Annotated in this window: 8 protein-coding genes and 1 pseudogene; 3 read left to right on the forward strand and 6 right to left on the reverse strand. The window is 62.3% G+C overall.

Annotated elements, in window-relative coordinates:
• Nucleotides 1-4,404, forward strand: a pseudogene (locus tag J2X71_RS28770) (hypothetical protein); the annotation flags it as partial.
• 181 nt (nucleotides 4,405-4,585) lie between these two features.
• Nucleotides 4,586-5,452: a D-alanyl-D-alanine carboxypeptidase family protein gene (locus J2X71_RS28775; RefSeq protein WP_310387600.1), complete on the forward strand. Its 867-nt coding sequence runs from the start codon at nucleotides 4,586-4,588 to the stop codon at nucleotides 5,450-5,452.
• 78 nt (nucleotides 5,453-5,530) lie between these two features.
• Here the strand turns inward: J2X71_RS28775 and J2X71_RS28780 are convergent, their stop codons facing one another.
• Genes J2X71_RS28780 through J2X71_RS28795 form a run of 4 tightly spaced genes read right to left on the reverse strand, consistent with a single transcriptional unit; the run spans nucleotide 5,531 to nucleotide 9,589 of the window.
• Nucleotides 5,531-6,145: an ABC-type transport auxiliary lipoprotein family protein gene (locus J2X71_RS28780; protein ID WP_007826825.1), complete on the reverse strand. Its 615-nt coding sequence runs from the start codon at nucleotides 6,143-6,145 to the stop codon at nucleotides 5,531-5,533.
• Between the two features lie 23 nt (nucleotides 6,146-6,168).
• Nucleotides 6,169-7,539 carry an MlaD family protein gene (locus tag J2X71_RS28785; RefSeq protein WP_310387604.1) on the reverse strand — a complete coding sequence of 457 codons (1,371 nt, stop codon included), beginning with the start codon at nucleotides 7,537-7,539 and terminating at the stop codon, nucleotides 6,169-6,171.
• A gap of 9 nt (nucleotides 7,540-7,548) precedes the next feature.
• Nucleotides 7,549-8,418: an ABC transporter ATP-binding protein gene (locus tag J2X71_RS28790; protein ID WP_310387606.1), complete on the reverse strand. Its 870-nt coding sequence runs from the start codon at nucleotides 8,416-8,418 to the stop codon at nucleotides 7,549-7,551.
• Nucleotide 8,419: 1 nt separating this feature from the next.
• Complete coding sequence (locus tag J2X71_RS28795; RefSeq protein WP_310387609.1) at nucleotides 8,420-9,589, reverse strand: MlaE family lipid ABC transporter permease subunit; 1,170 nt, start codon at nucleotides 9,587-9,589, stop codon at nucleotides 8,420-8,422.
• Nucleotides 9,590-9,689: 100 nt separating this feature from the next.
• Between J2X71_RS28795 and dgcA the strand changes: the two genes are divergently transcribed.
• The gene (dgcA, locus tag J2X71_RS28800; RefSeq protein ID WP_310387611.1) at nucleotides 9,690-10,673 is read left to right on the forward strand and encodes an N-acetyl-D-Glu racemase DgcA; all 984 of its coding nucleotides are present in this window, start codon (nucleotides 9,690-9,692) and stop codon (nucleotides 10,671-10,673) included.
• Here the strand turns inward: dgcA and J2X71_RS28805 are convergent.
• Both J2X71_RS28805 and J2X71_RS28810 read right to left on the reverse strand, forming a co-directional pair.
• Nucleotides 10,625-11,845 (reverse strand): MFS transporter, encoded by a 1,221-nt coding sequence (locus J2X71_RS28805; RefSeq protein WP_310387613.1) that lies wholly within the window; start codon nucleotides 11,843-11,845, stop codon nucleotides 10,625-10,627. The genes dgcA and J2X71_RS28805 overlap by 49 nt on opposite strands.
• A gap of 194 nt (nucleotides 11,846-12,039) precedes the next feature.
• Entirely contained in the window at nucleotides 12,040-12,852 is an 813-nt protein-coding gene (locus J2X71_RS28810) for a UDP-2,3-diacylglucosamine diphosphatase (RefSeq protein WP_310388001.1), read from the reverse strand.
• Nucleotides 12,853-12,933 lie beyond the last annotated feature (81 nt).

Here is a 12,933-nt window from a genome sequence, read left to right on the forward strand (position 1 = left end):
CTCTCGACCCATTCGGAAGCGTTGATCAACGCCGTCTCCGGCACGCATGACCGTCTCGCTGAAACCCTCGACGAGAAGGCCATGGCGCTCGGCATCTCGCTGAACGAAACGCAGTCGCGCATCGAAGACACGCTCTCGACCCATTCGGAAGCGTTGATCAACGCCGTCTCCGGCACGCATGACCGTCTCGCTGAAACCCTCGACGAGAAGGCCATGGCGCTCGGCATTTCGCTGAACGAAACGCAGTCGCGCATCGAAGACACGCTCTCGACCCATTCGGAAGCGTTGATCAACGCCGTCTCCGGCACGCATGACCGCCTCTCCGAAACGCTCGACGAAAAGGCAATGGCCCTTGCCATCTCGCTGAACGAAAGCCAGAGCCGCCTGGAAGACACGCTGACGGCGGGCACTGATGCTTTCGTCCATGCTGCCACCGGCACGCATGACCGGATCGCCGCATCGCTCGGCGAAAGCCAGTTCCGCATCGAGGAAGCACTCACCAGCCGCGCCGAATCCATCGTCAATGCCGTCACGAACAGCGCCGACCGCCTGTCCGATACGCTTGACGAAAAGACCATGGCGCTCGCCATTTCGCTCGACGATGGCCAGAGCCGCTTCGAATCCGCGCTCGAAAACCGCAGCAACTCCATTATGGACACCGTTGCCAATGCCGAAGAGCGTGTTGCCGGCGCCTTTGCCGACCGCACGGAAGCGATCCGCGCCGCCTATACGGATAATCAGGCACGTCTGGAAACCGCGCTCGCCGAGCACACCTCCACTCTGTCCGAAGCCCTCGATGCCGGCAGCGCCCGCATGGAAGGCATCATCGGCAGCATGACGGGCCGCATCGAGGATGGCCTCACCGACGCCCAGCAGCGTATGGCCGCCCTCGCCAACGATGCCGCAAGCAACGTCGAAGGCGGGCTCGCCGCCGCGCATGACCGCATCCGCACCACGCTTGACGACCGCACCAATGCCATCACGCTGACGCTGACCGAGGCTCATAATCTCATCAACGACACGCTCTCCGAACAGGCGACCTCGATCGGCACGTCGGTTGCGACGAGCATCGGCATGCTCGAAATGTCGCTGGAAGATCGCGAAGCTGCGATCCGCGCTGCGATCGATAAGAGTGCACAGTCGCTTGAGGATCGCATGCGCGAAGGTGCCGGCCAGATTGCCGGCCGCTTCCAGGAAGCCGCCAACACGATCTCGCGTTCGGCCGCCGATTTCTCCGGCCATCTCGACCACTCCGTCGACAACCTCACGGGCCGCTTCACCGAGACCGGCGCCCGCGTCGAAGCCAGCCTTGCCGCCATCGAGGCCCGTATTGCCGACGGCGTCGGCGGCGTGGCCGACAAGGTCGATGCTGCAGGCAGCCATCTCTCAGGCCTTCTGGATGACGGTATCTCCCGTCTGGGTTCGATCGGCGACGACACAGCCCAGCGCATCGCGGCAACGCTCGGCAACAGCGCCGCAAACCTGACCCAGGCACTCGACAGCCGCACCGCCAGCCTGACGGAAGCTTTCGACGGCCGCGCCGCCAGCCTGACGGATGCACTGGATGCCGGCAGCGCCAACCTCACCCAGGCCCTTGACAACAGCAGCGCCAACCTCACGCATGCTCTCGAGAGCCACAGCGCCAATCTCACCCAGTCTCTGGACAGCCGCCGGGCGCATCTTGCCGAAACGCTCGACAGCGGCAGTGCGAACATGGCCCAGTCGATCGACGGCCGGACCTCGGCCTTGAGCGACATGATGGATCGCGGCACCGCGCGCATCGAAGAGCGTCTCTCCACCATGGACCGCGCTCTGACCGTCGGTCTCGATGCCGTCAACCGCACGATCGAAGGCAAGGCGGCTGGTCTTGCTGCTAGCCTGCGCAACGCCGTCGCCGAAGCTGCCGAAGGCATGGATGGCGAAGCCACCAAGTCCTCGGAACTGCTGAGCCGCACCGGCCAGCAGTTCGCCGAAGCCATGGACGAGCGTTCGTCGCAGATCGTCAACCGCGTCGCCGAGGCACAGAGCCGCCTCGCCGGCCAGGCTGCCGCCGTTGCCCAGACCTTCTCCGAGGCCGGCAACGTCATCGTCAGCAAGGTGGCGGAAGCAGAAAACATCGTCAGCAGCCAGGTCAGCGCCATCAACCATGCTCTCGCCGATGCCGGCCAGACGCTGGAAGCGCATGGCAATTCGATCCGCTCGACGCTGACGGATGCCGGCAGCCAGATCACATCCAGCATGGCCGAGGTCGACCGTGCGCTGGAGGCCCGCAGCAGCATCATCCGCTCCAGCCTGGAGCAGCGTGCCCGCGAAATCGACACCACACTCACAGATATCGACAAGGCGCTGGAAGCACGCGGCAATTCGATCCGCACGACGCTCGACGAGCGCACCCGCGACTTGAACTCCATGCTTGCCGGCCGCTCCACCGAGCTGACGCGCATCCTGGATGAGACGGCACGGCCGATCATCGATCGCTACACCGACGCCGGCCAGGAAGCTGCAGCCCGCATCACCGCGGCAGCAAGCCTCAGCGCCGAGCGCCTGCGTGCGGAAAATGAAGCGCTCACCGAGGCCGTCGCCGCCCGTGCCGAAAATGTCGCCAATGCCGTCGCCGCCATCGAGAACAGCCTGACGAACAACGTCAACGGCCTTGTCCAGCGCCTGTCGGAAAGCAGCGCCGCCATGTCCATGATGATGACGCGCGCCGCCGATCAGCTGAGCGGCGTCGACAGCCGCCTCGGCGACACCACCACGCGCTTCACGGACTCTGCTGCTAAAGCTGCCGAAATGGTCTCGGCTTCGACCCGCCTTCTCGAAGGCAAGGTCGATCGCCTGTCGGATATATCAGGCCAGACGCTCGCTCAGGTCGGCGGCATCATCGGCCGCTTCGACGACCATTCGAAGGTTCTCGGCCAGGCCTCGCAGCTTCTCGCTGCCGCCCAGTCCGGCCTTGTCTCGACCCTGGAAGAGCGTGAGACCGCCCTGCAGACGTTGGCAACCGGCCTCGTGCAGCGTTCGGCCGAGATCGAAAAGACCATGCGCGGCCTCGGCGGCATGATCGAAACGGTCTTCGAACGCGCCGAGCAGCGCTCCAACCAGGTCACCGGCACATTGCGCCAGAGCGTGCAGGCCTCGTTTGCCGATATCGGACGCGTGCTTTCGGATACCGAGAAGCGCGCCGAGGAAGCAGCGTCCAACATGCGCGAAGCGATCAACCGCGCCGGCGAGGAAGCCAATGCGACGATCGACACCAGCTTTGCCAATGTCGAGCGCCGCTCCGGCGACCTCACTAACCGCCTGCGTGGCGGCCTGACGGCTTCGCTTTCGGAAGTCGAACGCATGCTCGGTGAGGCCGGCCGTGCCTCCGACAGCGCAGCGCAGCACCTGCGCGAATCGCTCCGCGATGCGATCGACGACGCTGTCGGCCGCTTCTCGGGTGCAACGGAAGATATCCGCCGCTCCGCAACCGACATCCGCAACGAACTCGACGCCACCCGCGCCGAGCTGAAGCGCGGCGCCTTCGATCTGCCGGAAGAAGCCAAGGAAAGCGCGTCCGCCATGCGCCGCGCCGTCGCCGAGCAGATCAAGGCGTTGCAGGATATTTCGCAGATTGTTGGCCGCTCCAGCCAGCGTCTCGAAATCTCCGAGCCGGTCGCCCGCAGCCTCGCCCAGGCCGAGCCTGCGCCGCGCGTCAGCCAGCCGGTGATCCCGACGGCTCCGGCTCCGCAGCCGGCACCGACGGCACGCCAGTCGATCGAGTCCATGGGACTGCGTGGCACCATTGCCCCCGCAACAACAGCGGCACCCGCTCCCGCCCCTGCTCCGCAGCGCCCGGTCGCCCAGGCTCCCCAGCCGGCTCCCGCTCCTGCTCCGGCCCGACAGGAAGCTCCGCGCACGGAAGCCACCAGCGGCGGCTGGATCAGCGATCTCCTGCGCGGCGCCTCGCGCGAAGAGACCGAGGAAGCATCGCGTGCTGCCCCGGCCCGCCCGGCAGCGGAAGCCGCCGCTCCGGCTCCGACCCCCACGCAGCGCGCCAATGACAGCCGCAACCCGCGCCATGTCGTTGAATCGCTGAACTCGCTCTCGGTCGATATCGCCCGCGCCATCGACCATGACGCCTCGGTGGATCTGTGGCGCCGCTACCAGCGCGGTGAGCGTGACGTCTTCACCCGCCGCCTCTACACGCTGAAGGGCCAGCAGACTTTCGACGAGATCAAGCGCAAGTATGACCGCGAGCCGGAATTCCGCACCGCTGTCGACCGCTATATCGGTGATTTCGAAAAGCTGCTCGCCGATGTCGCCCGCACCGATCCGAACCGCACGGTTACGCAGTCCTACCTCACGTCGGATACTGGCAAGGTCTATACGATGCTTGCCCACGCGGCGGGCCGGTTGAACTGAGTTGTCGGATGGAAGTCTGACATGGTGAGACAAAAGGGGTCATCTGTGGATGGCCCTTTTTTATTGCCCCAGCTCCTTCATTCCGTCACAAACATCCCTGATCCGCATGCACCAACGGGGCAGTCCCCCATCAGACCATCACCAAGCCAATTGCTTGCCACGACAGAGACCGTAGACATTGATGACCAAGACGACTTCCCGGCTCATGGCCGCCGCCCTCTCGTCCGCATTTCTTCTGGGCGTGTTCATTCAGGCCGAGGCCGGCCAGGCAAGCTTCCTCGTGGACGTGCAGACCGGCCAGGTTCTGGAAGCGTCCAACCAGGATGATCTGAACTATCCGGCATCGCTGACCAAGATGATGACGCTCTATCTCACCTTCCAGGCGCTGCATGACAAACGCCTGACCTGGGACCAGAAGATCACCATGTCGGAAAATGCCGAGAGCAAGGAGCCCTTCAAGCTCGCCGTCGGCGCCGGCCGCAAGGTCACGGTCAAGGAGGCCGTCGAAGCCATCGTGGTGCTGTCGGCCAATGATGCGGCCGTGGCCCTTGCCGAACAGCTCGGGGGCTCCGAACAAGCCTTCGGTACGATTATGACGGATGAGGCCCATCAGCTCGGCATGAAGGACACCGTCTTCAAGAACCCGTCGGGCCTGCCGGATCCGGCGCAGGTCACCACGGCACGCGATATGGCCACACTCGGCGTGTCGCTGATGCGAGACTTCCCCGAAGAGTTCAAGCTCTTCTCGATGCGCGGCTTCCAGTTTCGCGGTATGAAGCTGCGCGGCCATAACAACCTCATGTACCGCTACAACGGCGTCGACGGCATCAAGACCGGCTTCACCGACGCATCGGGCTACAATGTCGTGACATCCGCAGCGAAGGACGGCCGCCGCGTCGTCGGCGTCGTCATGGGCGAAAAGACCGCCAGCCTGCGCGACGACAAGATGGCCGGCCTGCTCGACAGCTACCTGCCCTCCGCTTCGACCGCGACCGCATCGGCGACAGGCGGCAACCCGACGATGACGGATGCCCAGCCGACCAAGTAACCCGTCCAGACAAGCCAGGAACGAATAAGGCCCGAAACCGTCTGACGGTTTCGGGCCTTATCTCTATAAAGAGAAGGCTTAGATCGATGTCAGCGTCCAGCCAACAATCTGGTCGGTGACCGATGTAAAGGCACGGCCTAGCCCCTTGACGAAACTCACGTTGTCACCGCCGGCCGGAGCAGTGGCCCGGAAGACCTGCTGGGCACGCACTGTGCCGTTTCGATCGTTGAGGATCTTGGCGGAAATCTCCACCACAGCCTTGTTGCCAGACGCTGCGTCGATCTCGAAGGAGCGGATGTCGGTTACGAGCTGATAGTCTATCGCCAGTCCCTGCCCCGGCTTTCCGACGCCGCCGAGCTTTCCGGAATTCTCGAAGGCCTGGACGAGTTTCGACTGCACCATGCGCGGCAGCGTATCGCTCCACTGCGAGCGTGACAGATACTGAATTTCCGAGGGCGAAACGCGGATGACGATCTGGTCGCTGTTCAGCGCCTTCAATGCCGTCGGATCGGCAATCAGGATCTGCTTGCTCTTGGCCGAGGGACCGGTGCCATCGACCGTAGCTGCCGAGAGATCATAGGTGTCGTTCTTCGCCGTCGTTCCGCAGCCTGCAAGAAGCGCTGCCGTCAGCGGCAAAATAATCGCCGTTCCACGGATCCAGGAACGGCGCGACATCACATGCGATAGACCCATATTACGCTACCCCTGACCTCTGTTTAGCGCCGCGTGCGCCCGTCATATTGCTTGACCGTCGGCCCGCCGAAAATGATCCGCTGCGGATTCTGGTCGAAATTGCTGATGGCATTGTTGAGGTTGTTCGCCGTGCCGCGCAGCTCGTTGACCAGCGTCTGCACGTCACTCAGGCCACTGCCCGAGAACCGCTGCAGATTGTCGGCAATCGGCCCGATACGCGTATTGACGTTGTCGGCGACCTTCTTGAAGGATTCGAGCGTCGCGCGCGCCTCGGTAAACAGCGAATTCGTATTGTCGGAGCCGAGCAGCGCATCGACCTTGATGAGGATGCCGTCGACGCGCGTCGAAGCCGAGTTTAACTTGTTCGCCATCTGCTGGACGTCCTGGATCGTCTGGTCGATGTCTTTCTTGCGGTCTCTGACGGTATCGGTGACATCGCGGATCGACGCGACAGCGGCGCGTGCATCCTTGGTCGCCTGGGCGATATCGTCGACCGAACCCTTCACCTTGTTGGCGTCGATGGCGGCGACCAGCGTATCGACACGATCGAGCGTCACCTGCGCCTTCTTGCCGAATTCGTTGTAGGTCGTCACCGTCTGGTCGACTTTGGCAACCAAGCTCTTCAGATCGCCGGAGGCATCGGCCACATCGCGGCTCACCTTCTCGGCATTGCTCAGGATCGTATTGATCTTTTTGGCATCGACCGCCTTTACAAGGTCCTCGACAGCCGCAAGCGTCGAGTCCACCCGGCCCGAGACGTTGCGCACCGTATTGGAGAGATCGCCGACGCTCTGCAGGAAGCTGTCGATATTGCCGGAATTCTTGGCGAGCGCATCCGAGAAGGTTTCTGCATTCTGCAGGGTCTTGGTCAGCGGCCCGCGCGCATCGCGCACGAAGCCCTGCACGTCGCCGACGGCATCATTGGCTCGGTCGAGGATCTTGTCGGCGGTTGCGAGCAGGTTGGTGACGCTCGACTGGTCGGCGACGATGACGGCGCGTTTGCCGCTTTCCAGCGCCTGCTGGAGAATGTTCTTGTCTTCCTTGCGGCCGCCAGAAAGCTCGATATAGGCAGCACCGGTCAGGCCCTGGATTTCAAGGGCTGCCTTGGTGGACGGATAGATCGGCGCGTCCGAGCGCACTTCGGTAAAAGCCAGCGAATATTGCGGATCGTCGGCATCGATGGAGAGTGTCTGCACCGAGCCGACCTGGATGCCGTTGAATCGAACAGGCGAACCGACGCTGAGGCCGTTGGCAGAGCCCGGAATGCGCACGATCAGCTCGGCCATCGGCCCGCTGCGGCCATATTCGGCCATCCAGTAAACGAAGCCGAATGCGGCTGCGATCACCAGAACGGTGAAAAAACCGACGATCGTGTAATTGGCTTTGGTTTCCATCGTCTCCGGTCACTTCCCGCTGTCATGCTGCGCCCGGGCCGCCGGCGCGTCGTCCTGCGGCACGATCGAACGCGCGCGCTTGCCCTTGAAGTAGGCCTGAACCCACGGATCGTCGTAGGCCAGCATGTCGTCGATCGTTCCTTCCACCATTACCCGCTTCTTTCCAAGCACGGCAATACGGTCGCAGACCGAAAACAGGCTGTCGAGGTCGTGGGTCACCATATAGACGGTTAACCCCAGGCTATCGCGCAGATTGGCGATCAGCTCGTCGAATTCCGCAGCACCAATGGGATCGAGGCCCGATGTAGGCTCGTCGAGAAAGACGAGTTCGGGATCGAGCGCCAGCGCACGGGCAAGGGCCGCGCGCTTGATCATGCCGCCTGATAGCTCCGACGGATATTTGTCGGCAGCGTCGGCCGCGAGCCCCACCATGCGGATCTTCAGATGCGCCAGTTCATCCATCAGCGTAACAGGCAGATCCAGATATTCGCGCATCGGCACCTGGATATTCTCCTTTACCGTCAGCGAGGAGAAGAGCGCCCCCTGCTGGAACAGCACGCCGAGTCGCATGTCGAGTGCATTGCGTTCCTGCTCATTCAGCTCGTCGAAATCCTGGCCCAGGATCTTGATAGTGCCGGCCCGGCGCGGCAGCAGGCGCAGCACCGTGCGCATCAGCACCGATTTGCCGGTGCCCGAAGCGCCGACGAAGCCGAGGATTTCACCGCGGTAAATATCGAGATTCAGCTTGTCGAGAACCACTTTGGGACCGAAAGCCACTGTCACATCGCGCGCCGACAGCACGATGTCGCGGTCTCCGTTGCCGTTACGGTCCTCGTTCTTACCCGCCTCGATCGGTTGCTGATCCACGTCGTCCGCCATGTCAGAAATCGATCGCTGCATAGAACATCGCAAAAAGCCCGTCCATCAGGATGACGACGAAAATCGCCTTCACGACAGAGGCCGTCACATGCTGGCCGAGCGATTCGGCACTGCCGCCGACCTTCAGGCCCTCGACAGCTGCGACAATCCCAATGACGAGCGCCATGAACGGCGCCTTGATCATGCCGGCCAATATGGTCGAAAGCGTTACGGCCTCATGCAGGCGCGACAGGAAGGTTGCAAATGTAATGCCGGAATAAAGATAGGCGACGGCAGCGGCACCCGCCAGCGAAGCAAAGTTGGCAATCACGGTCAGGAGCGGCAGCGCAACGGTCAGCGCCACCAGCCGCGGGAAGATCAGCACGCCGATCGGGTTGAGGCCCATCACCTTCAGCGCGTCGACCTCTTCTCGCATCTTCATGGAGCCGATCTCGGCGGTGATCGCGCTGCCCGATCGGCCGGCGATCATGATAGCGGTCAGAAGCACGCCGATTTCACGAAGCTGGAGGATGCCGACGAGGTCGACGACGAAGATTTCCGCACCGAAATAGCGAAGCTGGAAGGCACCCTGCTGCGCGATGATCGCGCCGATCAGGAAGGACATCAGCAGGATGATCGGAACGGCGCGCACGCCCATATGGTCGATCTGGTTGACGATCGAGGCCGGCGAAACGCCGCTGCCGCGGCCGAATTTCATCTGCGCGCCGCGCACCGCCGAACCGAGGATATACATGGAGGCGGCGACATTGTCCCAGACATCGAGGGTCATCCGCCCGATCGGTGCGAGGATGCGCTCGACGATCGAGAGCTTCTCCTTCTGCTCGGGTTCCTGCTTTTCAGGCTCCTTGGAGAAGGTGGCGATCAGCTCGTCGATATGCTCGTTCGTGCCCTCGAAATGAACCGGTCGCCCCGCCTCTTCCTGCTGTTTCTTTAGTCGGCAAAGCAACCAGATGCCGGCTGTGTCGATATCGGTGACATCGGAGAGATCGAGCGTCAGGTCGCCGCTATTGTTGCGCGACAATTTCTCGAAATCCTGCAGGACGAGATGGATGTTGGCGCTCCGCCAATTGCCTTCAAGATGCACAAGCTGGCCCGAGCCCCCGGCTCGGTCGTCCACATGCAGCGAGGCGGCGTTGCGTTTCTCGGACTTCAAAATACTTGTGTCTTTCAATGCTTGCAGCGACAGTCCCGACTCGCGAACATATATTCGCCGCCCGGCGCGTTAATATACAGAAGCAACGCGCAATTTCCATGCTCGCAGGAGAGCAAATATGCCGCGCCATCTTGATATCCAGATGAATTCGTTCCCGATTGCGGGAACTTTCACCATCGCGCGCGGGGCAAAGACCTCGGCGGACGTGATCACCTGCACGCTGACGGAGGGAGGTGCCAGGGGTTTGGGCGAATGTGTGCCCTATCGCCGCTACGGCGAGACGATGGAAAGCGTCATGGCCCAGATCGAAGCGGCCCGCCCGCTGATCGAGGACGGCATTTCGCGGGCCGGGTTGCTGCAAGCCATGCCGCCGGGAGCAGCCCGCAACGCTGTCGATTGTGCGCTGTGGGATCTCGAAGCCAAGCTCACGGGCAAAAGCGTCGCTTTCCGGCTCGATCTGCGCAAGCTGAAGCCGCTGACCACGGCCTATACGATCTCGCTCGGCGAACCCGATGTCATGGCGGCCCAGGCCCGCGAGCATGCGCAGCGCCCGCTCCTGAAGGTCAAGGTCGGCACCGGCGACGACGAGAGCCGCATTCGGGCGGTGCGCGCCGCCGCGCCCGATTCCGCCATCATTCTCGATGCCAATGAAGGCTGGCCGGAAGACCGGCTGGAACATCATCTGCGCATTGCTGCCGAAGCCAATATCGCGCTGGTAGAGCAGCCGCTGCCGGCCGGACGCGACGACATGCTGGCCGAGATTGCCCGCCATGTGCTCATCTGCGCCGATGAAAGCGTCCACCACACCGGCGACCTTGCTAGCCTTGCCGATCGTTACGACGCGATCAACATCAAGCTCGATAAAACCGGTGGCCTAACGGAAGCGCTGGAAATGAAGGAAGAAGCACAACGGCTTGGCTTCTCGATCATGATCGGCTGCATGGTCGGCACATCGCTGGCGATGGCGCCTGCCGTGCTTTTGGCGCAGGATGCCGATTTCGTCGACCTCGACGGCCCGCTGCTCCTAGCCCGCGACCGCGAGCCGGGTCTCAACTATGCCGGCTCTCTCGTATTTCCGCCGGAAGCCAGCCTCTGGGGCTGAAGATAATAGGCGATGATGACGAGGGCGAGCCCGAAGGCGGCGACACAGGCCATGACATAATAGCTGTCGAGGCCGAGCGCGGAATAGATATAACCCGAGGCGATCGTCATCAGGCCCGAGGCCATGCCGATATAGAAGAAATAGGCGCCCTGGGCCGAGGCTTCCTGCGTCTCCTGAACGGTGGCTACGATGCGCCGTTGCACGCCGGTATGCACGAAGGCATAGGTGAAGCCGTGCAGGCATTGCAGCATGAAGAAACCGATAAAGCTCGTCTCCGTCGGGAAGAACACCCAGCGGCAGATGCTGACGGCACAGCCGAAGCGGATCAGCGTCCAGGCATTGAAGCGGCGGTTGAGGCGCCGCGACAGGAAGAACACCGTGACCTCAGAGGCCACACCGGCACTCCAGAGCATGCCGACTTCGGTGCCCGAAAAGCCGAGTTGATGCCAGTAGATCGAGGAAAAGGCGTTGAGGAGCGCATGACTTGACTGCTGGATCGAAACGCCGAGCAGCAAAAGCAGCAGATGCGGCTCGCGCAGCCCGCTGCCTGTGGTCGCCGGAAGATTGATCGGCTGGCCGCGCCGCCGTGTCGGCCCGATACGGGGACAGAAGACCGCCATCGTAATCGTCAGCACGAAGCCGAAGATCATCACGGGCAGCACCATGCCGCCACCCCAACGCCCGACCAGTTCGCCGCCGGTGAGCGTCGAAATAATGAAAGCGATCGAGCCCCAGACGCGCATGGAGCCGTAATCGAGCCCCCAGCGGCGCACACCCGAAATCACGATCGATTCGACGACAGGCACATAAGGGGCAAAGGTCGCGCCCTGGAGCGCAAAGACGATCAGCACCGGCCAGAAATTGCTCGTCCAGTAGAGCGCGATGGCCGTCAGCAGCGAGAGGATGCCCGACCATAGGAGCACATGCGCCCGCTCCTGCATGCGGTCGGCAAAGACCGCGACGATCGGCGCCACGAGAACGCGCACCACCATCGGCACGGCGAGGATCGTGCCGATCTGATGATCGTTGAACTGGTGAGTCGCAAGCCAGACGGGGAAGAAGGGCAGGACGATACCGTTGACCAGCAGCGGCGCGCTGTAACAAAGCGCGCTGAGCAGCCGGAAACGCGGCGGCGCTCCCTCACCCGTCGAGGGATTTTGTGCGGGAATCATAGTGGACCTGAAGGAAACTGTGCGTTGCCTAACACATCCCATCAAACACGACTATGGCGAGAAATAGCCCGATCGAAACGATACGGATATAAATCGAAACGATTTAAAAAAATAAATAGGGCCTGTCACCAGACGGCAACGGCTAAATTCATGATGCATCGGCGGAGACCGCCGATGCGGTACGCACACATTATTCAGGCAGCCTGCGGGGCAAGATCGCCCTCTTCCAGCAATTCGACCGATGTCAGTGCCGGCACGTTGCTGGTGAGCGCACGCCAGGTGATGAGTTCGAACCTGCCGTCTTCATGCTCGACGATCGCCGTGCAGCTTTCGACCCAGTCGCCGGTATTGATGTAGCGGATGCCGTCCATATCCTCGATCACGGCGTGATGGATATGGCCACAGATGACGCCGTCGGCGCCGCTCTTGCGGGCTTCCTCGGCAACCACCCGCTGGAACTCGCCGATGAAATTGACGGCGTGTTTTACCTGCAGCTTGGCCCAGGCCGAGAAGGACCAGTAGGGCATGCCAAGGCGGCGGCGGACCGCTGCGAGCACGATGTTGATGCGGATCGCCGTGTCGTAGGCCCAGTCGCCGAGATAGGCGAGCAGACGAGCGTTGCGCACGACGACGTCAAATTCGTCGCCATGCAGGATCAGGTACTTCTTACCGTCGGCGCCGTCATGGATGATGCGCTCGACGACCTCGATGCCGCCGAAATGCATGCCCGGAAAGGCGCGCAGGAATTCGTCGTGATTGCCGGGAATATAGACGACGCGCGTACCCTTGCGCGCCTTGCGCAAAAGCTTCTGGACCACGTCGTTGCAGACTTGCGGCCAGTACCAGCTGCGCTTCAGGCGCCAGCCATCGACGATATCTCCGACGAGGTAGATCGTGTCTGCCTCGTGGTATTTCAGGAAATCCAGCAGGAAATCCGCCTTGGCGGCTTTCGAGCCGAGATGCACATCGGAAATGAAGAGGGTGCGGAAGCGCCGAGGTTCCATCATGTCTGTCACAAGCCTTTCCGCTCGTGTCCCATCGTTCTTCGTCTGGTCTTCCAAAATCAGACTCGTGTATCAGGAAGATGA

The organism is Rhizobium sp. 1399 (assembly GCF_031455475.1).
Classification (GTDB): Bacteria; Pseudomonadota; Alphaproteobacteria; order Rhizobiales; family Rhizobiaceae; genus Rhizobium.